Here is a 22,604-nt window from a genome sequence, read left to right as displayed (position 1 = left end):
CGAGCAAGCGTGCACCCGTGGGATGGTTTGCGTGCTCGCTGGTGGCCGCCAGCGACGAATCGGACAGATCGAAATGCGATTGACGCTGTCAGACGCTGACCCGGTTGCCGCGAGCCTGCGCAGCGAAGCTGTCTGCGCAGGCTGATCCGTGCCCGGAAGGTGTCGATATGAGGAGAACGGGAATGCCCCGAACGGACAAGGAACATTTCATCGGGCTCGAATGGCTGCGCTTCATACTTGGCCTGTACATCGTGGTCTTCCATACCCTGCACAATTACGCAGAACAGAAGCTGCCCATCATCAAGCAGCTCAGCGGTGTCGGCTTCTTCGCCACCAGTACCTTCTTCGTGCTGTCCGGTTTTCTGCTCGCCCACGTGTACTGCAAGCGCGGTGAACTGCGCGAGCCGGCGGTAAGCTTCTGGAGCAGGCGTTTCGCCAACCTCTACCCGTTGCACATCTTTTCCCTGCTGCTGACCATCACGGTGATTTTCATCATCAGCAACCTTGGCATCCCGCCAGACGAGACCAAGGCCACCATCCGTTTCGTGGTGTACGACACCAACGAAGACATGACCGGAGTTTCGCGCACCACCCTCGAACACTTCATGGGCAACGGCGAACTGGCGCTCAATACCGCGCTGCAACTGTTCATGCTGCAAGCCTGGAACCCGCTCTACCTGACCTTCAACCCACCGCTATGGTCGATCTCCACGCTGTTCTTCTTCTACCTCACCTTTCCCTTCGTGGCCCCACGCCTGGCACGCCTCAAGCACAAGGTACTGTGGCTGGGCCTGCTCACCCTGATCTACATGATTCCGCCAACCCTGGTGATCCTCAATGGTGACTACGGCATGCCGTTCACCGGCATCCTGCACCGCAACCCGCTGGTGCGCCTGCCGGAGTTCCTGGCCGGCATTCTCGCTTACGGCCTGTTCCGTGACATGCGTGACGCCGGCCGCTCGCCAGGGCCCGCTGGCATCGGTCTGATGATCGCCACCGTGCTGACCTGCTTCTTCGGCGCCGCCTGGCTGGTGGAGGGCGAGCAGTACTGGTACTACCTGCTGCACAACGGCCTGTTGCTGCCAGCGCAGATGATGCTGATCTATCTGTGCGCCCTGGCCCCCTCGCCGACCAGCGAACCGGTACGGCGCTGGTCGCAACGTCTGGGGGCAGCTTCATTGCCGCTGTTCGTGCTGCACGTGCCAGCCTTCACCTTGTTCTCGCGGTCTGAGATGCTGCTCAGCGTGGCCTCGACCGAGTGCTTCGCCAACTGGAGCGAGTGCGCCGTGCGGGCTGCCGAGCATACCCCCTTGATCACCTTCTATCCGTTGTTCCTGCTGCTCACCGTGGTTCTTTGCGTGTGGGCGCAGGAGAACGCCGTGGTACCGGTACGCCGGCAGTTCCTCAAGTGGCTGCCAGTGAGGCGCAACCCAGCCTGAGTGGCGTCACGGGAAATTCACAGGAATCATCTGCAACGAACACGGTCGGAAGGAGATGTTCGGCCGACCGTGCCGCCGTTTCTTACTGTTTTCGGGAGGGATCCGTGATCCTCAAAACCGTCAAGGCATCTGTTCGTCACAGCATGCTTCCAGCTGCGCTGTGCCTGGCTTGCACCACCTCATTGTTCAGTACCCACCTGTTGGCATTTTCGCTCGATGACGTGGCCTCGCAAGCCAAGGAGTTGTTGGACAAGCCCTACGCTGCTCCAGCCACCAACCTGCCCAATGAGCTGAGCAATCTGCAGTTCACCGATTACCAGAAGATCAAATCCCTCGAAGACAAGTACCAATGGGCCGACAGCAAAACCCCTTTCAAGCTGAGCTTCTATCACCAGGGTATGCACTTCGACAGCCCGGTGAAAATCAACGAAGTGACGTCCACCAGCGTCAAGGAAATCAAGTACGACCCTGCGCGTTTCGATTTCGCTGACCTGAAGGTCGACAAGGACGCCATCAAGAATCTCGGCTACGCCGGTTTCCGCGTGATGTACCCGATCAACGCCAAGGGCAAGTCCGACGAGATCATGAGCCTGCTCGGCGCCAGCTATTTCCGGGTAGTCGGCAAGGACCAGGTATACGGTGCCTCGGCCCGCGGCCTGGCCATCGACACCGCCCTGCCGAGTGGCGAAGAGTTTCCGTACTTCCGCGAGTTCTGGATCGAGCGCCCCAAGCCGGAGGACAAGCATCTGGTGATTTTCGCGCTGCTCGACTCGCCGCGTGCTACCGGCGCCTATCGCTTCATCCTGCGCCCGGGCAAGGACTCGGTGGTCGACGTGCAGTCGCGGGTATTTCTGCGTGACAACGTCAACAAGCTGGGCGTCGCCCCGCTCACCAGCATGTTCCTGTACGGTTCCAGCCAACGCTCCAGCAAACCCAACTACCGCCCTGCACTGCACGACTCCAACGGCCTGGCGATCCATACCGGTAACGACGAGCACATCTGGCGCCCGCTGAACAATCCGCAGAACCTTGCGGTAAGCACCTTCGAAGTGGAGAACCCGAAAGGTTTCGGCCTGCTCCAGCGGGGTCGCGACTTCGCTCAATACGAAGACCTGGAAGACCGCTACGAGCAGCGCCCAAGCGCCTGGATCGAACCCAGGGGCGAATGGGGCAAGGGCAAGGTCGAGCTGGTGGAAATCCCCACCCCGGACGAAACCAACGACAATATCGTGGCGTTCTGGACACCTGACGAGCAGCCCAAGCCGGGCGAACCGATGGAGTTCGATTACCGCATGCACTGGACCAAGGACGAACGCGCCCAACTCGGCGCTCAAACCGCCTGGGTCAAGCAGACCATGCGCAGTGCCGGCGAAGTCAAACAGCCCAATCTGACTCGCAAGCTGGATGGCAGCATCGCCCTGCTGGTGGACTTCGAAGGCCCGGCACTGGCCAAACTCAAGTCCGACGCAGCGGTAACGTCCAACTTCAGCGTCAATGACAATGCCGAGCTGTTGGACAACGGTCTGCAATACAATCCGGCGACCAAGGGCTGGCGCCTGACGCTGCGCTTCAAGGTCAAGGATCCCAAGAAAGCGGTGGAAATGCGCGCGGCTCTGGTCGAGGGTGACAAGACCCTCAGCGAAACCTGGAGCTATCAACTGCCACCCAATACGGTTACCGCCCCATGAAAACCACCGAGCAGTCCGCCCTGGACGAGTACCTGGACAGCCTGCCGCTGAGTGCAACCGAGCGTGAAGCACTGGCCGACTGCCACGACTTCACCGAACTGCACGGCCGCCTCGGTGGCGCGCAGGCCGCGAGTGCCGAAGAGGCCGTCCACAAGTCGGCTGCCCGACGTATCGAACTGGGTGCCGGAGAACCGCTGGAGTCGACCGGCCTGCTGTCGCTGGATGCTGCCGGCCGACCGATTCTGCGGGCCGCCCCGCCCCTCAACCGCACCAAGATGACACCCGAGCCGTGGCGCACCAACCTGCTGACCCGCGGTTTGCGGGCACTGTTCGGCAAGAGCAATCCGCCGCGCCCGCCCAAACGCGAACTCGAGCCGGCACGCTGGCGCCGGGTCGGCTCACTGCGGCGCTACGTGTTGCTGCTGCTGATGCTGGGCCAGACCGCCGTCGCTACTTGGTACATGAACAGCATCCTGCCCTACCAGGGCTGGGCGCTGATCAACCTGCAGGAAGTCATGGAGCAAGGCTGGCAGGAAAGCCTGCTGCAGGTACTGCCCTATGTGGTGCAGGGCAGTATTCTCGCCCTGTTCTCGCTGTTGTTCTGTTGGGTGTCGGCAGGTTTCTGGACGGCGCTGATGGGCTTCTGGGAATTGCTGCGTGGGTACGACCGCTACGGTATTTCCGGCAGCAGTGCCGGTGACGAGCCGATCGACGCCAAGGCCCGTACCGCGATCATCATGCCGATCTGCAACGAGGACGTGCCCCGCGTCTTCGCCGGCCTGCGTGCCACCTACGAATCGGTGGCGGCCTCCGGCGAACTCGACCAGTTCGACTTCTACGTGCTCAGCGATACCGGCGACGCCGACATCGCCGTGGCCGAGCAGCGCGCGTGGCTGGAGCTGTGCCAGGAAACCAAGGGTTTCGGCAATATCTTCTACCGCCGTCGCCGTCGCCGCGTGAAACGCAAGAGTGGCAACATCGACGACTTCTGCCGTCGCTGGGGTGGCGATTACCGTTACATGATCGTGCTCGATGCCGACAGCGTGATGAGCGGCGAATGCCTGACCAAGCTGGTACGGCTGATGGAGGCCAACCCACAGGCGGGCATCATCCAGAGTTCGCCCAAGGCGGCGGGCATGAACACCCTGTACGCGCGCCTGCAGCAGTTCGCCACCCGCGCCTACGGCCCGCTGTTCACCGCCGGCCTGCACTACTGGCAGTTGGGTGAATCCCACTACTGGGGGCACAACGCGATCATCCGCATGCAGCCGTTCATCGAGCACTGCGCCCTGGCTCCGCTGCCGGGCAAAGGCTCGTTCGCCGGCGCCATCATGTCCCACGACTTCGTCGAGGCGTCATTGATGCGACGTGCCGGCTGGGGAGTGTGGATCGCCTATGACCTGGAAGGCAGCTATGAAGAACTGCCGCCCAACCTGATCGACGAGTTGCAGCGCGACCGTCGTTGGTGCCACGGCAACCTGATGAACTTCCGGCTGTTCCTGGTCAAGGGCATGCACCCGGTGCACCGCGCGGTATTCCTCACCGGAGTGATGTCCTACCTGTCGGCCCCGCTGTGGTTCATGTTCCTGCTGCTCTCGACCGCCCTGCTGGCCATCCACACGCTGATGGAGCCGCAGTACTTCCTGGTGCCCGGCCAACTGTTCCCGGTATGGCCAAGGTGGAACCCGGAAAAGGCCATCGCGCTGTTCTCCACCACCCTGACGCTGTTGTTCCTGCCCAAGCTGCTCGCCGTGATCCTCATCTGGATCAAGGGCGCCAAAGCTTACGGCGGTGCGTTCAAGGCGACCCTGAGCATGCTGCTGGAGATGCTCTTCTCGGTGCTGCTGGCACCGGTGCGCATGCTGTTCCACACCATGTTCGTCAGCGCTGCGTTCCTGGGCTGGTCCGCCACTTGGAATTCACCACAGCGCGACAACGGTATCACCACCTGGGGCGACGCCGTACGCCGCCACGGCTGGCAGGCCTTGCTGGGTGTGGGCTGGACGGCAGGCGTGGCCTGGCTCGACCCGAACTTCCTGTGGTGGCTGTCGCCGATCGTGGTGTCGCTGATGCTGTCGATTCCCGTATCGGTGTTCTCCAGCCGCCTGAGCCTGGGTCTGCGCAGCAAGAAGGCCAGCCTGTTCCTGATTCCCGAGGAGTCCAACCCGCCTCAGGCGCTGCTCTCCACTTATGCCTATACACGGCATAACCGCGAGCACGCCATGGAAAACGGTTTCATCGAAGCCGTGCTGCGGCCCTTCCCCAACGCGCTGGCATGCGCAATGGCCACGGCCCGTCACGGCGAAGCAGCGCTGATCGAACAGGCACGCCGTCGCGCACTGGCTGAAGCGCTGGAGCTGGGCCCGAAAAAGCTCGACGGCAAGCGCAAACTGGCCCTGCTCAGCGATCCGGTACTGCTCGCGCGCCTGCATGCGCAACTCTGGCAACAGGCCGAACAGCATCCGCTGTGGCGCCACGCCTACAACCAGAGCCCCCGGCCGCAGCCCGGGCGGGGCAACCTGGCTCTCAAGCTGCCCGAAGTGGGCGTCACCTCACCGCTGGTCAACTGATCCCGGGCTTTCGCCAGGCGTTCAACCAGCCCAGGCTGGCACCGGTGTCGCCCTCTGCAGGGCGATACTCGGCGCCCAGCCAGCCCCGGTAGCCGTTGCTATCCAGCACCTGCCGCAAGGCAGCGAAATCGATCGTTCCAGTGCCTGGCGCACCACGCCCCGGACAGTCGGCGAATTGCACATGACCGATTTTCCCGGCCAGCGCTTGCACCGCTGCCAGCGGATCAATGCCCTGCCGCGCCAAGTGATAGATATCCAGTTGAGCCTGGAAATTGTCATGGTCGACCTCGGCCAGCAGCACCTGCAGATGCTCTGCTGTGTTGACCAGGAACCCGGGCATGTCGATGGGATTGATGGCCTCGCTCACCACGCCGATTCCCAGGTGCTGGAACGCCTCGGCCGCCTTGCGCAGGTTGTCGCTCAAGGTGGCCAGCGCCTGCTCGCGCGCGAGCCCCTCGGCCAGTCGTCCCGGCAGCACGTTGATAACATGCGGACGTACCATGGCGGCGTAGGTCAGCGCATCCTGCAAGGCCTGGTCGAATGCTGCCTGCCGCACGGCAACCGCGGCCAGTCCGGGCCCGCCATCGAGAAAGTCGCCACCTGGAAAGTTCATCAGTACCAACGGCATGCCCGCCCGCGCCAGTTCTTCCTTGAGGCGCAATGCCGGTACCTCGTAGGGAAACTGGATTTCCACCCCATCGAAGCCTGCAGCGGCGGCGGCAACGATGCGCCCGAGCAAGGGGCGTTCAGTGAAGAGCATCGTCAGGTTGGCGGATATCTTCATGCATGACTCCAGGCTGGCACCGACAGATACGTCGGCCCCCGTTCGAAATGGCTTGATCCTGTTTTTCATGCCGCGCCGCGGCACCACCCTTGTTCGTGGTGAGTGCCGGAGCAGGCCGCAGCCGTCACCTTACAGACCGTCCTTCTGCAGATGATCGAAGTTCACCGGATCGCCGCCATGGGCACCCAGGCGCTGACGGATATCGGCGAACATCAGGTCGAACTCTTCATGCTCGTGACTGATCAGCACCACACTGGTGGGCAGACCATGCCTATGCGCCAAGCGACTGACCACACTGGCGAAGTTGAAAGCGGTATCCCCGTGCAGCTCGAACGACTCTTCGAAGGCGACCCCATCGATTTCTCCCTTGAGGGACATCTGCAACATCGGCCCCTCCAGCGCATCCTGGCGCACCGCGTAACGCAGGTCGATGACATAGGTAGGTATCTTGCCCGTCGCCAGGCTGTTGCTGCGAAAGAGATGACCGGGTTGGAACATGAACGGACTCCTTTACTGGGCGTTGACCCGAAGCACCTCGTACTGTCGGGCTTGTGAGCATACACGCCTGAGCCCGGAATTTTACCGACACACGACAACGGCCAACGCACCAAAAAGAACCGCAAGGCTCGCGGCTGCCCCTTGCAAGAGCCCCGCTGCAGAGCGGTTGGGAAGCAACGCCCGGGATCAGCGCTACCGAGCCGCTCGCTCCTGAACCAGCACCCAGGGAGCGACCACCACCGCCCACAGTGACGGGTCACGAGCGAGCAGATCCTCGGCACGGCCATCGCTCAACGGGGCTATCCGCCCCGAATCCAGCCAGGCGACGACGTCTTGCCGATGATTCTCGGCGATTGCCTCGGCGACCGCGATCAGGTCTGCGTCCTTATCGACCCACAACAGAGCCCCCCGGGCGAAGAACGGTTGCAGCTCCTGCCAGCGGATCGGCGCGGTTTCGCCAAGCAATTTGGCATAGAGGGTGCTTGGTTGTTCGTTCATGGCAGGTTCCATCGTGAAAGGCGCGGTTGCGACGGCCGCCATGATAACGATGGGGGACGGACGGGCAAGCCGTGTCAACTACCCGTCAGTCTGGAACTCGCCGTTTTTCTATACATTTCTTGCAATTACGCGACATTCCCGCTCACCCTCCTCGACTGCCGACTTTCCAAGGCGCGAACCAGCGCTCTACACTGTATCGGTACAGTTGCCGGGGGTATGGCCGGAAGAGTCGACTCCGGTTCTGCCGCTTTGGCTGCCAGAACTACAACAATGAACACAACGAGTGGAGCACTATGAACAACGCTACTAAGCAGATTTCCAAGCTGTTCGCTGCGATGGCCCTGGCTGGCGCAGCCAGCTATTCGGTAGCCGCCGACACCATCAAGATCGCCATGGCCGGCCCGGTGACCGGTGCCGTCGCTCAATATGGCGAAATGCAGTTCGTCGGGGCCAAGATGGCCATCGAACAGATCAACAAGGCCGGTGGCGTCAACGGTGCTCAACTCGAGGGCGTGGTCTACGACGATGCCTGTGATCCCAAGCAGGCCGTGGCGGTCGCCAACAAGATCGTCAACGATGGCGCCAAGTTCGTCGTTGGTCACCTGTGCTCCAGTTCCACGCAACCGGCTTCGGACATCTACGAAGACGAAGGCATCCTGATGGTCACGCCGGCCGCCACCAGCCCGGAAATCACCGCCCGCGGCTACGAGTTGATCTTCCGCACCATCGGCCTGGACAGCCTGCAAGGCCCGACCGCCGGTGCCTTCATCGCCGAGCACATCAAGCCGAAGAACGTTGCCGTCATCCATGACAAGCAGCAGTACGGTGAGGGCATCGCCAGCGCGGTCAAGCAGACCCTGGAAGCCAAGGGCGTGAAAGTCGGCGTGTTCGAAGGTATCAACGCCGGCGACAAGGATTTCTCCTCGCTGGTCGCCAAGCTCAAGCAACAGGGCGTGGATTTCGTCTACTACGGCGGCTACCACCCCGAGCTCGGCCTGCTGCTGCGCCAATCCAAGGAAAAAGGCCTGGACGTTCGCTTCATGGGCCCGGAAGGCGTAGGCAACAAGGAAATCTCGGCCATCGCCGGTCCCGCATCCGAAGGCTTGCTGGTGACCCTGCCGCAATCCTTCGACCAGGATCCGAAGAACAAGGCACTGGTCGATGCCTTCAAGGCCAAGAATGAAGACCCGAGCGGTCCATTCGTGTTCCCGGCCTACGCGGCAGTCCAGGTCATCGCCGGTGGCATCGAGAAAGCCGGCAGCACCGATACCGCCGAAGTAGCCGCAGCCCTGCGCGCCAATACCTTCGACACCCCGACCGGCACCCTCGGCTTCGACGAGAAGGGCGACCTGAAGAACTTCAACTTCGTGGTCTACGAATGGCATCAGGACGGTACCAAGAGCGAAGCCAAGTAACTTCGCCTGCGCCTGAACCCAAAGCCCACGGTCGATCTGACCGTGGGCTTCGTTTATGAGAGCCCCGGTTTCGCGTTGCGCCACGAGCGCGGTCGTGCGCGACGACCCAGGAGTTAGGCAATGCCTGATCTTTACCATTACTTGCAACAGTTGCTCAACGGTCTGACCGTCGGCAGTACCTACGCCCTGATCGCCATCGGCTACACGATGGTCTACGGCATCATCGGCATGATCAACTTCGCCCACGGCGAGGTGTACATGATCGGTTCCTACGTCGCCTTCATCGCCATTACCCTGCTGGCCATGATGGGGCTCGACAGCCTGCCCTTGATCATGGTCTGCGCCTTCGCGGCGAGCATCATCGTCACCAGTGCGTTCGGTTACAGCATCGAACGGGTGGCCTACCGGCCGCTACGCGGCGGTAACCGGCTGATCCCGCTGATCTCGGCGATCGGCATGTCGATTTTCCTGCAGAACGCCGTCATGTTGTCCCAGGACTCCAAGGACAAGGCCATCGCCAACCCGCTGCCGGGCAATTTCGTGTTTGGCGAAAGCGCCATGAATGGCGTGGTGATTTCCTACATGCAGGTGCTGATCTTCGTGGTCACCTTGCTGACCATGATCGGCCTCACCCTGTTCATCTCCCGCTCCCGCCTTGGCCGCGCCTGCCGCGCCTGTGCCGAGGACCTGAAGATGGCCAACCTGCTGGGTATCAACACCAACAACATCATTGCCCTGACCTTCGTGATCGGCGCCGCGCTGGCGGCCGTCGCCGCCGTGCTGCTGGGCATGCAATACGGCGTGATCAACCCGCACCTGGGCTTCCTCGCCGGCATCAAGGCCTTCACCGCCGCGGTACTCGGCGGTATCGGCAGCATCCCGGGCGCTGTACTCGGCGGTCTGGTACTGGGCGTGGCCGAAGCCTTCGGCGCCGATATCTTCGGTGACCAGTACAAGGACGTGGTTGCCTTCAGCCTGCTGGTACTGGTGCTGCTGTTCCGACCGACCGGTATCCTCGGCCGCCCGGAGGTCGAAAAGGTATGAGCAAGAACCTCAAGACCGCCCTGTTCAGCAGCGTTCTTCTGTTGCTGATTTCCTATCCGATCCTCGGCCTCAAGCTCAGTGTCGTCGGCATCAGCCTGCAGGTGCAGGGCGCCAGCGCCAAGACCCTGTGGACCATCGGCATCGCTGCGGCACTGTTGTTCGTCTGGCACCTGTTGCTGCGTGACCGCCTGCTCGGCGGACAGCGGTTCAAGGGCGCACTGCCCAGCCTGCCGTCGAGCCTCAAGGACACCCTGACGCTGCCCAGCGTGCAGCGCTGGTTCATGCTGGCCCTGTTCGTCGTGGCATTGGCCTGGCCATTCTTCGGCTCCCGCGCGGCGGTGGACATCGCCACCCTGATCCTCATCTACGTGATGCTGGGCATCGGCCTGAACATCGTGGTCGGCCTCGCCGGCCTGCTCGACCTGGGTTATGTCGGCTTCTACGCGGTGGGTGCCTACACCTATGCGCTGCTGGCCGAATACGCCGGCTTCGGCTTCTGGACGGCGTTGCCGATCGCCGGCCTGATGGCCGCCACCTTCGGCTGCCTGCTGGGCTTCCCGGTACTCAGGCTACGGGGCGACTACCTGGCCATCGTGACCCTGGGCTTCGGCGAGATCATCCGCATCATGCTGCGCAACCTCACCGACATCACCGGCGGCCCGAACGGCATCAGCTCGATTCCCAAGCCGGAACTGTTCGGCCTGTCGCTGGATCGTCGCGCGCCGGATGGCGGCCAGACCCTGCATGACTTCCTCGGCATCGCCTACAACTCCACCTACAAGGTGATCTTCCTTTACCTGATCGCCCTGTTGCTGGTGCTGCTGGCCATCTTCGTGATCAACCGCCTGATGCGCATGCCCATCGGCCGCGCCTGGGAAGCCCTGCGCGAGGACGAGATCGCCTGCCGTGCCCTGGGCCTCAACCCGACCACGGTCAAGCTCTCGGCCTTCACCATCGGCGCCAGCTTCGCCGGTTTCGCCGGCAGTTTCTTCGCCGCCCGCCAGGGCCTGGTGACACCGGAGTCGTTCACCTTCATCGAGTCGGCGATGATCCTCGCCATCGTCGTGCTCGGTGGCATGGGCTCGCAACTGGGCATCATCTTCGCCGCCATCGTGATGACCCTGCTGCAGGAAATGCGCGACTTCAACGAGTACCGCATGCTGATATTCGGCCTGACCATGATCGTGATGATGATCTGGCGTCCGCAGGGCCTCATGCCCATGCAGCGCCCACACCTGGAGTTGAAACAACGATGAGCCGCCCGATTCTCGAAGTGAGCGGCCTGTCCATGCGTTTTGGCGGCCTGCTGGCCGTCAACGGGGTCAGCCTCACGGTCAATGAAAAACAGGTGGTGTCGATGATCGGCCCGAACGGCGCCGGCAAGACCACGGTATTCAACTGCCTGACCGGTTTCTACAAACCGACCTCGGGCAGCATCCGCTTGAACGGCCAACAGATCGAAGGTTTGCCGGGCCACAAGATCGCCCGCAAGGGTGTGGTGCGTACCTTCCAGAACGTGCGCCTGTTCAAGGAAATGACCGCGGTGGAAAACCTGCTGGTCGCCCAGCACCGCCACATCAACACCCACTTTCTCGCCGGCCTGTTCAAGACCCCGGCCTTTCGCCGCAGTGAACGCGAGGCGATGGACTACGCGGCGCACTGGCTGGAGCAGGTCAACCTGAGCGAATTCGCCAACCGCACTGCCGGCACCCTAGCCTACGGCCAACAGCGGCGCCTGGAAATCGCGCGCTGCATGATGACCCGGCCGAGCATCCTCATGCTCGACGAGCCGGCGGCCGGCCTCAACCCGCGGGAAACCGACGACCTGAAGGCACTGATCGGCATGCTGCGCGACCAGCACAACGTCACCGTGCTGCTGATCGAACATGACATGAAGCTGGTCATGAGCATTTCCGACCATATCTTCGTGATCAACCAGGGCACCCCCCTGGCCGACGGCACGCCACAGCAGATCCGCGACAATCCGGACGTGATCAAAGCCTACCTGGGGGAAACTTGATGCTGTATTTCGACAACGTTTCCACCTTCTACGGCAAGATCCAGGCGCTGCACGGGGTCAGCGTGGAAGTGCGCCAGGGTGAGATCGTCACCCTGATCGGTGCCAACGGCGCCGGCAAATCCACCCTGCTGATGACCCTCTGCGGCAGCCCGCAGGCCACCAGCGGCAGCATCCGCTACCAGGGTGAAGAACTGGTCGGCCTGGAAACCCCGCTGATCATGCGCAAGAGCATCGCCGTGGTACCGGAAGGCCGCCGTGTGTTCGCGCGCCTGACCGTCGAGGAAAACCTCGCCATGGGCGGATTCTTCGGCAGCAAGGCGGACAATCAGGAGCAACTGGACAAGGTCCTGCACCTGTTCCCACGCTTGAAGGAACGCCTGGTGCAGCGTGCCGGTACCATGTCAGGCGGCGAACAGCAGATGCTCGCCATCGGCCGTGCGCTGATGAGCAAGCCGAAGCTGCTGCTGCTCGACGAGCCGTCCCTGGGCCTGGCGCCGATCATCATCCAGCAGATTTTCGAGATCATCGAACAACTGCGCAAGGACGGTGTGACCGTGTTCCTGGTCGAGCAGAACGCCAACCAGGCGCTCAAGCTGGCCGATCGTGGCTACGTGCTGGAGAACGGGCGGATCGTCATGCAGGGCAGCGGCCATGACCTGCTCAACGATCCAAAGGTGCGTGACGCCTACCTCGGCGGCTAGCACGCTCTCCCCCTGCGGCCGCAATGGCCGCAGGGCAGATTTACCCTGAACGATGGCAACTGCGCTCCAGTCCCAATACTGAACGGACAAAAACAGGAGTCGCCCTCATGCTGAAGTTCCTCGGCAGCACCATCGGTATCATCTTCCTCATCGGCCTGCTGGTCGTGATCGGTATTTTCTCGCTGATCTTCTGATCGGCAGACGTCGCAGGCCGGGCACCTTGCCCGGCTTTGTTCATGCCACGCGCATGACACGCCTCACGGCGGTACAATGGGCATCTATTCGCTGACGATGTCCTGCCATGACTGAACCCCTACGCCTTTCCAAACGCCTGATCGAACTCACCGGCTGCTCACGCCGCGAGGCCGAACTGTATATCGAGGGCGGCTGGGTCACGGTCAATGGCGAAGTGGTGGACGAACCTCAGCGCAAGGTAACCGACGAAGCGGTAGCCCTGCTTCCCGATGCAGTCGCTGAACCTCTGGTACCGGTCACCCTGCTGCTGCACATCCCCAGTGGCCGTTTTCCCGATCGTGCAGCCGAAGAAATCGGCCCGGACAACCGCTGGCCGGAAGACCGCTCCGAGCAGCGCACGCTCAAGGGCCATTTCACCGACCTGACGCCCTGCATCGCTCTGCAGGCAGGCGCCGACGGTATGCATGTGCTGACTCAGGACTGGCGTATCGAGCGCAAGCTCAAGGACGACCTGAGCAAGCTGGAGCAGGAATACGTGGTCGAGGTCAGCGGTGAGCTGTCAGACCGCGACCTCAAGCGCCTCAACCATGGCCTGGTGTTCAACGGAACAAAGCTGGCGCCCTGCAAGGTCAGCTGGCAGAACGAGACCCGCCTGCGCTTCGCCCTGAAGAACCCATTGCCGGGTCAGCTGGTGTTCATGTGCAACAGTGTCGGCCTCAAGGTACTGGGCATGAAACGCATCCGCATCGGCGGTGTGCCGATGTCCAAGGTGCAGCCCGGACAATGGCGCTATCTGGGCGCCAAAGAACGTTTCTAACCGCCTATTCTTCCGGCCTCGCCTTCGTGGCGTAGGCCCCTGCCACCAGGAATCTTCATGCTCAATAATGATGTGCTGCGCAGCCTGCGCTACATGCTCGACGTCAGCGATGCACAACTGGCCGAGATCGTTCAACTGGGCGGCAAGACGGTAACCGCTGAAGAAATCGCGGCGGTACTGAAGAAGGACGACGAGCCGGGCTATCAGGATTGCAGCGACGACCTGTTGGCCCATGCCCTCGATGGCCTGGTGTACTTCAAGCGTGGCAAGGATGACAGTCGCCCGGCTCCGCCGCTGGAACTGCCGGTCAGCAACAATCAGGTGCTGAAGAAGCTGCGCGTGGCTTTCGAGCTCAAGGAAGACGACGTGCATGCCATCATGCGCAGCGTCGATTTCCCTGTATCGAAACCGGAAATGAGCGCGCTGTTCCGCAAACAGGGCACCAGTAACTATCGCGCCTGTGGCGATCAGTTCCTGCGCAACTTCCTCAAGGGCCTGACCCAGCGCCTGCGTGACTGACAGCCCATGAGCTATCAGGTTTCGCCCATCGGTCATGTGCGCTCCTGCTTCAAGGAGAAGTTCGCCATACCGCGCCAGCCACAGCTGGCACCCGCTGCACGCGGCGTGCTCGAGCTGTGCGCGCCGTTCGATCAGAGCGATGCAGTGCAGGGTCTGGAGCAGGTCAGCCATGTCTGGCTGCTGTTTCTCTTCCACCAGGCGCTGGAAGACAAGCCCAGGCTCAAGGTGCGCCCGCCACGCCTGGGCGGCAACCGCTCCATCGGTGTGTTCGCGACCCGGGCGACCCACCGTCCCAACGGGATAGGCCAATCGGTGGTGCGCCTGGATCGGGTCGAAAGCGGGCGGTTGTGGTTGTCGGGTATCGACCTGCTCGACGGCACCCCGGTGCTCGACATCAAACCCTACGTGCCCTATGCCGACTGCGTGCCCGATGCCCACAACTCTATCGCTGCGGATGCTCCCGTCCAGATCGAGGTGCAGTGGCAGGACAGCGCATTGGCTCAGGCCCGCGAACACGGCCTGCGCCTGAACGAGCCACTGGTCGAGCTGATCGAGCAGTGCCTTGCCCAGGACCCACGCCCCGCCTACCAGCAACCCCAGCCGGAGCGCCGCTATGGCGTACGCCTGTGGGATGTCGACGTACATTGGCACTATCCGCAGGAAGGCTGCATCCGTGTGCTGGATGTTCAGGCGGAGTAGCGCTCCGGTCTTGCCCGCACGACCTCCCCGGGTATCGCTTCGCTCAACCACGGGCTACAGGGGTGTAGCCTGGCGTTGAGCGAAGCGATACCCAGGAAAATCGACAGGCACTCTCGACAATCGGCACTTTCGCGCAGACGAAAAAAATCCGCAGCCATCGCTGGCTGCGGATTTCGGAGGCTCGGACGATCAGGCGCCGGCTTTCTGCACGGCATCCTTGATCAGGGTCTGCAGCTCACCCTTTTCGTACATCTCACTGATGATGTCGCTGCCACCGACCAGCTCGCCACCGACCCACAATTGGGGGAAGGTCGGCCAGTTGGCGTACTTGGGCAGGTTGGTGCGTATTTCCGGGTTCTGCAGGATGTCGACGTAGGCGAACTTTTCGCCACAGCCCATCAGAGCCTGTGCAGCGCGTGCAGAGAAGCCGCACTGTGGCGCGTTCGGAGCGCCTTTCATGTACAGCAGAACGGTGTTGCTGGCGATCTGCTCTTTGATCGTTTCGATGATTTCCATGGGGGCACCTCAGAACTGGACTATCCGACTCACGGGTCGATACGGTGCACGCATTGTAACCAAAAGCCGAGCGCAATGCTCGGCCATGCTGCATACGCGAACGAGGTAGCTCTCAAGCCGCGACCACCTGCACCGGAACCCCATTGAGCACCGCGTTGCCCGACAGCCGATCAAGCTGACGCTCATCGGTCAGGTCGTTGGCGCTGGCACCCGGCGTGGCACTGGCGATGCTCATCTGCACTCCGGGCCGCCCATGCCCCCAGCCATGTGGCAGGCTGACCACACCGGGCATCATCTCTTCACTGCCGAGCACTTCGACCTCGACCACGCCGACCCGCGAGCTGACGCTGACACGCTGGCCATCGCTGAGCCCGCGCTGCTGCATGTCCTGCAAGCTCATCAACAATTGATGACGCGGCTTGCCCTTCACCAGCCGGTGATAGTTGTGCATCCATGAGTTGTTGCTGCGCACATGCCGGCGGCCGATCAGCAGCAACTGCCCGGGATCGACTGCAGCTTGCGTGGCGAAACGCTGTACATCCCCGAGCAACAGCGCCGGTGCGGCCTGGACACGGCCATCCGCTGTTTTCAGACGTGCCGCCAGGTTCGGGCCAAGCGGGCCGATATCCAGGCCATGGGGGTGTTGCCGCAGGGTCTGCAGCGAAAGCTTGAGTGGCGACCGGTCACCATAGGCGCCGAAACGCAGCCCCAGGTCGATCATCTGCTGCGGTGTCTGCGTGGGCTTCAGCACGGCGCCGGTCTGTGCCGCGAAGGCCTTGGCCAGGCCGACGAAAATCTCCCAGTCATCCAGCGCCCCTTCCGGCTTCGGCAGCACCGCCTCATTGAAGCGGGTGACGTTGCGCACCGCGAACAGATTGAAGGTGGTGTCGTAATGGTCGTGCTCCAGCGGCGCGGTGGATGGCAGGATCAAGTCGGCATGGCGGGTGGTTTCGTTGATGTAAAGATCCACGCTGAGCATGAAATCCAGGCCTTCGAGCCCCTGCTCCAGTTGCCGCCCATTGGGCGTCGACAGCACCGGATTGCCTGCGACGGTAATCAGCGCGCGCACCTGGCCGTCCCCGGCAGTGAGCATTTCCTCGGCCAGAGCACTGACCGGCAACTCGCCGCCATACTCGGGCAAACCGGAAACCCTGCTCTGCCAGCGATCGAAATGCCCGCCGGACGTCGCACCGACCAGATCGACCGCCGGCTCGGTGCACAGCACCCCACCCACCCGATCGAGGTTGCCGGTCACCAGATTGATCACCTGCACCAGCCACTGACACAGCGTGCCGAATGCCTGGGTGGATACGCCCATGCGGCCATAGCACACCGCCCTGTCCGCTGCAGCGAAATCCCGTGCCAACTGGCGTATGGCCGAAGCCGGAATACCACAACGCGCCGCCATCAGCTCGGCGGTGAAGGGCAGCACGGTCTGCTCCACTTCATCGAGGCCGGCGACCTGCAAGTGACTGCCTCGGCACAGCCGCTCCTCGAACAGGGTGCTGAGCATCGCCAGCAGCAAGGCGGCATCCTGCCCGGGGCGAACGAACAGATGCTGGTCGGCGATGGCTGCGGTCTCGCTGCGGCGCGGATCGACCACCACCAAGCGGCCGCCCCGCGCCTGGATCGCCTTTAGGCGCTTCTCCACGTCGGGCACGGTCATGATGCTGCCATTGGAGGCCAGCGGATTGCCGCCGAGGATCAGCATGAAATCGGTGTGGTCGATATCGGGCACGGGGATCAGAAAACCATGGCCGTACATCAGGTGGCTGGTCAGGTGGTGGGGCAACTGATCCACCGAGGTGGCGGAGTAGCGATTGCGGGTCTTGAGCAGGCCGAGAAAATAGTTGCTGTGGGTCATCAAGCCGTAGTTGTGCACACTGGGGTTGCCCTGGTAAACCGCTACCGCGCTCTGCCCATGCCTGGCCTGCACCGCAGCCAGACGCTCTGCCGCCAGGTTGAAGGCTTCGTCCCAGCCGATCGCCTCCCAGCGATCGCCGATACGCCGCATCGGCTGGCGCAGGCGATCGGGATCGTTCTGGATATCCTGCAGGGCCACGGCCTTGGGGCAGATATGGCCGCGGCTGAACGGGTCATCGCGATCCCCCTTGATGGAGCGGACACGGGGCTGGCGGTCGGCATCGTGTTCGACCTCCAGCACCAGGCCACAGATAGCCTCGCAGAGATGGCAGGCACGGTAATGGAGGGTCGTGGTCATGGCCAGCCTCGTCTTCTTGTTCGAACGGCCATCATGGTCGTCCCAGAGACGCCGCGCCAGCAGTCTCATGGTGGTGAATCCCGGGCCATCAGGGCGGTGCATCAGGCGTCGGCGCCAGGACTCTCAGCGTGTCATACCTGGCAATCAGGGCGGATTTGCGCCTGATCGTCATTTGCTTATAAGATCGCGCCTTCCCCGTTTCGTCGCACTGTGCGGCCCCCAGCCGCAGGCTCTTGCGTTTTCCCGTGAAAAGAGCCTGTGGCCTGTTTGTCAAAAGGTAGTTAACGATGAGCGCAAGACACTTTCTCTCGCTGAAGGACTGCACACCCGATGAACTGGTGGGCCTGATCCGACGCGGCATCGAGCTGAAAGGCCTGCGCAACAGCGGCGTGTTGTTCGAACCGCTGAAAAATCGTGTACTGGGCATGATCTTCGAGAAGGCCTCGACGCGTACCCGGCTGTCTTTCGAAGCGGGCATGATCCAGCTCGGTGGCCAGGCCATCTTCCTGTCGCCACGCGATACCCAACTGGGCCGTGGCGAACCGATCAGCGACTCGGCCATCGTCATGTCGCGCATGCTCGACGCGGTGATGATCCGCACCTTCGCCCACAGCACCCTGAGCGAATTCGCCGCCAACTCCCGCGTGCCGGTGATCAATGGCCTGTCTGACGACCTGCACCCGTGCCAATTGCTGGCCGACATGCAGACCTTCCATGAACAGCGCGGCAGTATCGCCGGCAAGATCGCAGCCTGGATCGGGGACGGCAACAACATGTGCAACTCTTATATAGAGGCTGCCATCCAGTTCGACTTCACATTGCATGTCGCCTGCCCGCCAGGCTACGAACCGAACGCCGCGCTGCTGGCCGAAGCGGGCGACCGCGTGAAGATCTTCCGCGACCCGCGCGAGGCGGTAGCCGGCGTTCATCTGATCAGCACCGACGTATGGGCCTCCATGGGCCAGGAAGAGGAAATCGCCGAGCGCCACAGGCTGTTCGCGCCCTACCAGGTGAACCGCGCGCTGCTCGACGCGGCCGACGAGAACGTGCTGTTCCTGCACTGCCTGCCGGCCCACCGCGGCGAGGAAATCAGTGAGGACCTGCTCGACGACCCACGCTCGGCCGCCTGGGACCAGGCAGAAAACCGTCTGCACGCGCAGAAGGCACTGCTCGAGTTCCTCGTCGAACCGGCGTACCACCACGCATGAGCCTGCCCATGCTGTTGAGCCTGCGTAACCTGGGTTGCGGCTACGCTGAGCAGCGCATCGTGCAGCACCTCGACCTGCACCTCAACCCGGGTGATATCGGCTGTCTGCTCGGCCCGTCCGGTTGCGGCAAGACCACCACCCTGCGGGCCATCGCCGGTTTCGAGCCGGTGCAGGAAGGTGAAATCAGCCTGGCTGGCGAGGTGATCTCCCGCCCCGGTTTCACCCTCGCACCGGAAAAGCGCCGCATCGGCATGGTGTTTCAGGACTACGCCCTGTTCCCGCACCTCAGCGTGGCGCAGAACGTTTCCTTCGGCATCCGCAAGCAGGCCGATTGCGAGCGGATCACCCATGAGCTGCTGGAACTGGTGAAGCTCGATCAACTGGGCAAACGCCATCCCCATGAACTGTCCGGTGGGCAGCAACAGCGGGTGGCGCTGGCTCGGGCACTGGCCACCAACCCGCAACTGCTGCTGCTCGACGAGCCGTTCTCCAACCTTGATGGCGAGTTGCGCCGACGCCTCAGCCATGAGGTGCGCGACATTCTCAAGAGCCGTGGCACCAGTGCCATTCTGGTGACCCACGATCAGGAAGAAGCCTTTGCCGTCAGCGACCAGGTCGGCGTTTTCAAGGCGGGTCATCTGGAGCAGTGGGACACGCCGTTCAACCTCTATCACGAACCGCAGACGCCCTTCGTCGCCAGCTTCATCGGGCAGGGCTACTTCATTCGTGGCCAGTTGCAGACGCCGCATGAAGTGCAAACCGAACTGGGCAGCATCCGCGGCAAGCGTGCCTACGACTGGCCTGTCGGCAGTGCCGTGGACGTACTGCTGCGCCCGGACGATATCGTCCACGACGCGCAGAGCCCCCGGAAGGCGCTGGTCGTCGGCAAAAGCTTCCTCGGCGCAGCGACCCTGTACCGCTTGCAACTGCCCACCGGCAGTCAGCTCGAAGCGCTGTTCCCCAGCCATGCCGATCACCAGCCCGGTGAGCAGGTGGGCATCCGAATCGCCGCAGATCATCTGGTGGCGTTCGCTGCAGCAGGTAGCGTGGCGGCGCCTTCTTTGCTGGGCTAACCGTCGAAATGCAGCCGGCCGCTGCTCACCAGATGGGTATGGCCGGCGATCTTCACCCGCTCGCCATCCAGACGGCACCAGAGATAACCACCGCGCTCGCCGCCCTGGTAGGCAGTCAGTTCACGCTTGCCCAGCTCCTGTGCCCAGTAAGGTGTGAGAATGCAATGAGCAGAGCCGGTCACCGGATCCTCGTCGATTCCCACTGCTGGTGCGAAGTTGCGTGACACGAAATCCACAGCCTCCCCCGCCGCGGTGATGATGACGGCATCCCAGGGCAGTCTGCCCAACGCCCGCAGATCCGGGCAGCAAGCGCGCACCGCGGCTTGCGACTCGAGCAGCACCAGCAGTTGCGGGGCGTCCAGCACGGCGAGCGGTGCCTGCCCAAGCATCTCGGCCAAGCCCTCGGGCACGGCAATGGGTGCTGGCCGATGGCAGGGGAAGTCGAGCACCAGACGGTCCTTTTCTCGGCTCACGGCCAACTCGCCACCGCCATAGAGGAACTCGATACGCTCACCCGGCTCGTCATAGCACTCGAACAGCACATGGGCGCTGGCCAGCGTCGCGTGGCCGCACAGGGTCGCCTCGGTGGTCGGCGTGAACCAGCGGATGCGCCAGGCAGCCCCCTCCTTCACCACGAATGCGGTTTCGGCCAGGTTGTGCTCGGCGGCGATCTGCTGCATCAGTGTGTCGTCGAGCCACTGTTGCAGACGATAAACCACCGCCGGATTGCCTGCGAAAGGCGTGTCGCTGAACGCATCGACCTGATGAAACTCCAGGGGCATGGGGGAACTCCGGCAAGCGAATGGAAAGGCTCAGCATGCCTGCAGCCGAGCCATCCACTGCGGTACAGCGTGACGCCAAAACCACGCAACAGTGAACGTGCTCAATGCTACGGACGAACCCCGTAGCGATGCAACAGGGCATCCAGCCGTCCATCCTGACGGTAGCGGCGTACACCCTCATCGAAAATGCCGCGATAACGGGGGCTGGAGGAAAGCACCGGAGAAAAGGCGATATAGATGGGCACATCCGGCATCCGGCAACCCACCTCGACCAGTTCTTCGACGCTCTTGTGCTGATCGAGGTACATCGACATCACCCAGGTATTTTCCAGTGCCGCATCGACCCGGCCCAGTTCCACCTTGCGTATGTTGAGAGCCAGTGCCTGCTCGCCTGCAGCCTGTTGCAGACGCTCCGGGTTCTTCTGGTGACGACGGATGTAATCGTCGAGTTCTTTGCCGTAGCTGTAACCGTTGATCACCCCCAGGCGGATCTGCTCAAGGGACGCCAGGCCGGTATAGCGCCAGCGGCTGTCGGCCCGGGCATAGAAGCAGTTACGGGAAATTCCGGGCGCTGCATCACCGAAAATGAAATCCGGGGCATCACGAATGCCTGCCCCGACCAGCGCGTTGACCCGGCCGCTGCGCACGTCTTGCACGGCGCGCGCCCAGTTGGTGACGCGATACTCCACATTGATGCCGGCCTCGGCAAAGATTGCCTTGGCCAACTCGACGAAGATGCCCGGGCGCTCGCTCCCTTCCGAGCAACTGACCGGGCACCACACGTCCGCCTCCATGACCAGGGTCTCGGCCCTGGCGCAGGCACTCCCCAGCAGCGCTGCCATCAACAGGCTGCCTGCCACCCACTGAACCCTTTTCATCAACCGCCAAGCCTCCTGCTTCCATTTCCAGGGCCACTGCCTTCGTCGCCTACTTGTTGCAGCAAGTCCGGCTGGCCACTCAGGGCGCTCTGCGCCCATGGTCGATATGCCGCCCGGCGATCACCACCTGATCAGCATAGAGTCCTTCTTGCCCACCTGTCGGATCAGTCGCTGCGCACAGGCTGACGGCGATCATACAAGGGCGCGCGATCGGCGCCCAAGCGGGCCCAGGTATCGCATCGCGATCAACGCTCCGAGGCTAGGTGATGCGGCCTCCATGGCCGACTCATTTAGCCTGCTGGACGTCGCGGCTCGCGGCAAAACGGGCTCAGGCGCGGTCGTGCTGAAGCGGCAACAGCCACTAGCGGCCGATGGCGGCGAACTGCGCCTGTGTATGCAGGGCCAGCACCTGTGCGTTCAGCTCCACTTCGAGACCACGGCGCCCGGCACTGACATGGATGGAGGAGAAGTTCAGGGCACTGCTGTCGATGAAAGTACGCAGGCGCTTCTTCTGCCCCAGCGGGCTGATGCCTCCCACCAGGTAGCCGGTGGCCCGCTGCGCCGCCTCGACGGCAGCCATGTCGGCCTTCTTCACCCCAGCGGCCTGGGCCAGCGCCTTCAGGTCCAGCGTTCCGACGACTGGTACCACGGCCACCAGCAACTCGCCCTTATCGCTACAGGCGAGCAGCGTCTTGAACACCTGCGCGGGATCCAGACCGAGCTTCTCCGCGGCCTCCAGACCATAGGACACGGCCTTGGGATCGTGGGCGTAGCTGTGGATTCGATGTTCGGCGCGAACCTTCTTCAACAGATCCAGTGCGGGCGTCATGGTAGCTCCAGGCGATGGTGAAGAGCGGGCGGGATAGGCCGATTCTAACGCCGCCGAGCGACTGAAGGCGCTGTTTCGAGGCAGCGAACCAGGCGTCGATGTGGCCCCATCACGGAACCTATCATGCGCGCTGCTGACCTATTGAACGATGGATACGATTGATATCGAAAAAATCAGCCGACTCCAGCGTTCACTTTTTGACAATACGCA

22 protein-coding genes are annotated in these 22,604 nt (G+C 62.6%); 14 read left to right on the top strand and 8 right to left on the bottom strand.

From position 1 onward, the window contains the following. The first annotated feature begins 182 nt into the window (after positions 1–182). The 3 genes from BLR94_RS22615 to mdoH all read left to right on the top strand — a co-directional run bounded on the left by BLR94_RS22615 (position 183) and on the right by mdoH (position 5,697). Positions 183–1,439 (top strand): acyltransferase family protein, encoded by a 1,257-nt coding sequence (locus BLR94_RS22615; RefSeq protein ID WP_084308168.1) that lies wholly within the window; start codon positions 183–185, stop codon positions 1,437–1,439. Between the two features lie 143 nt (positions 1,440–1,582). Next, positions 1,583–3,127 (top strand): glucan biosynthesis protein G, encoded by a 1,545-nt coding sequence (locus BLR94_RS22610; protein WP_084308188.1) that lies wholly within the window; start codon positions 1,583–1,585, stop codon positions 3,125–3,127. Then, the gene (mdoH, locus tag BLR94_RS22605) at positions 3,124–5,697 is read left to right on the top strand and encodes a glucans biosynthesis glucosyltransferase MdoH (RefSeq protein WP_084308167.1); all 2,574 of its coding nucleotides are present in this window, start codon (positions 3,124–3,126) and stop codon (positions 5,695–5,697) included. The genes BLR94_RS22610 and mdoH overlap by 4 nt, the downstream gene beginning before the upstream one ends. Here the strand turns inward: mdoH and BLR94_RS22600 are convergent. The 3 genes from BLR94_RS22600 to BLR94_RS22590 all read right to left on the bottom strand — a co-directional run bounded on the left by BLR94_RS22600 (position 5,690) and on the right by BLR94_RS22590 (position 7,477). Then, on the bottom strand, positions 5,690–6,481 hold the full coding sequence (locus BLR94_RS22600; protein ID WP_084308166.1) for a hydroxypyruvate isomerase family protein: 792 nt from the start codon (positions 6,479–6,481) through the stop codon (positions 5,690–5,692). The two genes, mdoH and BLR94_RS22600, sit on opposite strands and share 8 nt — an antisense overlap. A 129-nt stretch (positions 6,482–6,610) precedes the next feature. Further along, positions 6,611–6,979 (bottom strand): DUF5064 family protein, encoded by a 369-nt coding sequence (locus BLR94_RS22595; RefSeq protein ID WP_084308165.1) that lies wholly within the window; start codon positions 6,977–6,979, stop codon positions 6,611–6,613. Positions 6,980–7,171: 192 nt separating this feature from the next. Continuing rightward, positions 7,172–7,477 (bottom strand): DUF2288 domain-containing protein, encoded by a 306-nt coding sequence (locus BLR94_RS22590; RefSeq protein ID WP_084308164.1) that lies wholly within the window; start codon positions 7,475–7,477, stop codon positions 7,172–7,174. A gap of 293 nt (positions 7,478–7,770) precedes the next feature. On the opposite strand from BLR94_RS22590, the gene BLR94_RS22585 reads away from it, so the two are divergent. The 9 genes from BLR94_RS22585 to tsaA all read left to right on the top strand — a co-directional run bounded on the left by BLR94_RS22585 (position 7,771) and on the right by tsaA (position 14,887). Continuing rightward, complete coding sequence (locus BLR94_RS22585) at positions 7,771–8,892, top strand: branched-chain amino acid ABC transporter substrate-binding protein (protein WP_084308163.1); 1,122 nt, start codon at positions 7,771–7,773, stop codon at positions 8,890–8,892. Positions 8,893–9,012: 120 nt separating this feature from the next. Beyond that, positions 9,013–9,936, top strand: a complete 924-nt coding sequence (gene livH, locus BLR94_RS22580; RefSeq protein WP_084308162.1) for a high-affinity branched-chain amino acid ABC transporter permease LivH — start codon at positions 9,013–9,015, stop codon at positions 9,934–9,936. Beyond that, positions 9,933–11,192 (top strand): high-affinity branched-chain amino acid ABC transporter permease LivM, encoded by a 1,260-nt coding sequence (locus tag BLR94_RS22575; protein ID WP_084308161.1) that lies wholly within the window; start codon positions 9,933–9,935, stop codon positions 11,190–11,192. The genes livH and BLR94_RS22575 overlap by 4 nt, the downstream gene beginning before the upstream one ends. Further along, complete coding sequence (gene livG / locus BLR94_RS22570) at positions 11,189–11,956, top strand: high-affinity branched-chain amino acid ABC transporter ATP-binding protein LivG (RefSeq protein ID WP_084308160.1); 768 nt, start codon at positions 11,189–11,191, stop codon at positions 11,954–11,956. The genes BLR94_RS22575 and livG overlap by 4 nt, the downstream gene beginning before the upstream one ends. Then, positions 11,956–12,657, top strand: a complete 702-nt coding sequence (locus BLR94_RS22565) for an ABC transporter ATP-binding protein (protein WP_084308159.1) — start codon at positions 11,956–11,958, stop codon at positions 12,655–12,657. The genes livG and BLR94_RS22565 overlap by 1 nt, the downstream gene beginning before the upstream one ends. Before the next feature lie 23 nt (positions 12,658–12,680). Continuing rightward, positions 12,681–12,851 carry a small membrane protein YohP gene (locus BLR94_RS27605; RefSeq protein WP_167359798.1) on the top strand — a complete coding sequence of 57 codons (171 nt, stop codon included), beginning with the start codon at positions 12,681–12,683 and terminating at the stop codon, positions 12,849–12,851. A 107-nt stretch (positions 12,852–12,958) separates the two neighbouring features. Next, entirely contained in the window at positions 12,959–13,669 is a 711-nt protein-coding gene (locus BLR94_RS22560) for an rRNA pseudouridine synthase (RefSeq protein WP_084308158.1), read from the top strand. 57 nt (positions 13,670–13,726) lie between these two features. Beyond that, positions 13,727–14,188 (top strand): YehS family protein, encoded by a 462-nt coding sequence (locus BLR94_RS22555; RefSeq protein WP_084308157.1) that lies wholly within the window; start codon positions 13,727–13,729, stop codon positions 14,186–14,188. Between the two features lie 6 nt (positions 14,189–14,194). Beyond that, complete coding sequence (gene tsaA / locus BLR94_RS22550; protein WP_084308156.1) at positions 14,195–14,887, top strand: tRNA (N6-threonylcarbamoyladenosine(37)-N6)-methyltransferase TrmO; 693 nt, start codon at positions 14,195–14,197, stop codon at positions 14,885–14,887. A 189-nt stretch (positions 14,888–15,076) separates the two neighbouring features. Here tsaA and grxD read toward each other — a convergent pair whose 3' ends face one another. Then, entirely contained in the window at positions 15,077–15,403 is a 327-nt protein-coding gene (grxD, locus tag BLR94_RS22545) for a Grx4 family monothiol glutaredoxin (RefSeq protein WP_042555014.1), read from the bottom strand. 112 nt (positions 15,404–15,515) lie between these two features. Continuing rightward, the gene (locus tag BLR94_RS22540) at positions 15,516–17,624 is read right to left on the bottom strand and encodes a molybdopterin-dependent oxidoreductase (RefSeq protein WP_084308187.1); all 2,109 of its coding nucleotides are present in this window, start codon (positions 17,622–17,624) and stop codon (positions 15,516–15,518) included. Positions 17,625–17,911: 287 nt separating this feature from the next. On the opposite strand from BLR94_RS22540, the gene argF reads away from it, so the two are divergent. Continuing rightward, a complete protein-coding gene (argF, locus tag BLR94_RS22535; RefSeq protein ID WP_084308155.1) occupies positions 17,912–18,832 on the top strand; it encodes an ornithine carbamoyltransferase in 921 nt (306 codons plus the stop codon). After that, entirely contained in the window at positions 18,829–19,905 is a 1,077-nt protein-coding gene (locus tag BLR94_RS22530) for an ABC transporter ATP-binding protein (RefSeq protein ID WP_084308154.1), read from the top strand. The genes argF and BLR94_RS22530 overlap by 4 nt, the downstream gene beginning before the upstream one ends. On the opposite strand, the gene BLR94_RS22525 is transcribed toward BLR94_RS22530, so the two are convergent. From BLR94_RS22525 to ybaK, 3 genes are all read right to left on the bottom strand, one after another. After that, positions 19,902–20,687, bottom strand: coding sequence for a PhzF family phenazine biosynthesis protein (locus tag BLR94_RS22525; protein WP_084308153.1), 786 nt, complete (start codon positions 20,685–20,687; stop codon positions 19,902–19,904). The two genes, BLR94_RS22530 and BLR94_RS22525, sit on opposite strands and share 4 nt — an antisense overlap. A gap of 107 nt (positions 20,688–20,794) precedes the next feature. Beyond that, positions 20,795–21,565 carry a substrate-binding periplasmic protein gene (locus BLR94_RS22520; RefSeq protein ID WP_084308152.1) on the bottom strand — a complete coding sequence of 257 codons (771 nt, stop codon included), beginning with the start codon at positions 21,563–21,565 and terminating at the stop codon, positions 20,795–20,797. Between the two features lie 361 nt (positions 21,566–21,926). Then, on the bottom strand, positions 21,927–22,394 hold the full coding sequence (gene ybaK, locus BLR94_RS22515) for a Cys-tRNA(Pro) deacylase (protein WP_084308151.1): 468 nt from the start codon (positions 22,392–22,394) through the stop codon (positions 21,927–21,929). Positions 22,395–22,604 lie beyond the last annotated feature (210 nt).

This window comes from Phytopseudomonas flavescens (genome assembly GCF_900100535.1).
Lineage (GTDB): Bacteria > Pseudomonadota > Gammaproteobacteria > Pseudomonadales > Pseudomonadaceae > Aquipseudomonas > Aquipseudomonas flavescens.
Note: the sequence above shows the minus strand (reverse complement) of the source record. Positions and strands in the feature narration are given on the sequence as shown.

What these genes read in the sequence shown, in the direction of transcription:
- BLR94_RS22615 (WP_084308168.1), top strand. Translation starts at nt 183, where the DNA reads ATGCCCCGAACGGACAAGGAACATTTCATCGGGCTCGAATGGCTGCGC.
- BLR94_RS22610 (WP_084308188.1), top strand. Translation starts at nt 1,583, where the DNA reads ATGCTTCCAGCTGCGCTGTGCCTGGCTTGCACCACCTCATTGTTCAGT.
- mdoH (WP_084308167.1), top strand. Translation starts at nt 3,124, where the DNA reads ATGAAAACCACCGAGCAGTCCGCCCTGGACGAGTACCTGGACAGCCTG.
- BLR94_RS22600 (WP_084308166.1), bottom strand. Translation starts at nt 6,481, where the DNA reads ATGAAGATATCCGCCAACCTGACGATGCTCTTCACTGAACGCCCCTTG.
- BLR94_RS22595 (WP_084308165.1), bottom strand. Translation starts at nt 6,979, where the DNA reads ATGTTCCAACCCGGTCATCTCTTTCGCAGCAACAGCCTGGCGACGGGC.
- BLR94_RS22590 (WP_084308164.1), bottom strand. Translation starts at nt 7,477, where the DNA reads ATGAACGAACAACCAAGCACCCTCTATGCCAAATTGCTTGGCGAAACC.
- BLR94_RS22585 (WP_084308163.1), top strand. Translation starts at nt 7,771, where the DNA reads ATGAACAACGCTACTAAGCAGATTTCCAAGCTGTTCGCTGCGATGGCC.
- livH (WP_084308162.1), top strand. Translation starts at nt 9,013, where the DNA reads ATGCCTGATCTTTACCATTACTTGCAACAGTTGCTCAACGGTCTGACC.
- BLR94_RS22575 (WP_084308161.1), top strand. Translation starts at nt 9,933, where the DNA reads ATGAGCAAGAACCTCAAGACCGCCCTGTTCAGCAGCGTTCTTCTGTTG.
- livG (WP_084308160.1), top strand. Translation starts at nt 11,189, where the DNA reads ATGAGCCGCCCGATTCTCGAAGTGAGCGGCCTGTCCATGCGTTTTGGC.
- BLR94_RS22565 (WP_084308159.1), top strand. Translation starts at nt 11,956, where the DNA reads ATGCTGTATTTCGACAACGTTTCCACCTTCTACGGCAAGATCCAGGCG.
- BLR94_RS27605 (WP_167359798.1), top strand. Translation starts at nt 12,681, where the DNA reads ATGGCCGCAGGGCAGATTTACCCTGAACGATGGCAACTGCGCTCCAGT.
- BLR94_RS22560 (WP_084308158.1), top strand. Translation starts at nt 12,959, where the DNA reads ATGACTGAACCCCTACGCCTTTCCAAACGCCTGATCGAACTCACCGGC.
- BLR94_RS22555 (WP_084308157.1), top strand. Translation starts at nt 13,727, where the DNA reads ATGCTCAATAATGATGTGCTGCGCAGCCTGCGCTACATGCTCGACGTC.
- tsaA (WP_084308156.1), top strand. Translation starts at nt 14,195, where the DNA reads ATGAGCTATCAGGTTTCGCCCATCGGTCATGTGCGCTCCTGCTTCAAG.
- grxD (WP_042555014.1), bottom strand. Translation starts at nt 15,403, where the DNA reads ATGGAAATCATCGAAACGATCAAAGAGCAGATCGCCAGCAACACCGTT.
- BLR94_RS22540 (WP_084308187.1), bottom strand. Translation starts at nt 17,624, where the DNA reads ATGACCACGACCCTCCATTACCGTGCCTGCCATCTCTGCGAGGCTATC.
- argF (WP_084308155.1), top strand. Translation starts at nt 17,912, where the DNA reads ATGAGCGCAAGACACTTTCTCTCGCTGAAGGACTGCACACCCGATGAA.
- BLR94_RS22530 (WP_084308154.1), top strand. Translation starts at nt 18,829, where the DNA reads ATGAGCCTGCCCATGCTGTTGAGCCTGCGTAACCTGGGTTGCGGCTAC.
- BLR94_RS22525 (WP_084308153.1), bottom strand. Translation starts at nt 20,687, where the DNA reads ATGCCCCTGGAGTTTCATCAGGTCGATGCGTTCAGCGACACGCCTTTC.
- BLR94_RS22520 (WP_084308152.1), bottom strand. Translation starts at nt 21,565, where the DNA reads ATGAAAAGGGTTCAGTGGGTGGCAGGCAGCCTGTTGATGGCAGCGCTG.
- ybaK (WP_084308151.1), bottom strand. Translation starts at nt 22,394, where the DNA reads ATGACGCCCGCACTGGATCTGTTGAAGAAGGTTCGCGCCGAACATCGA.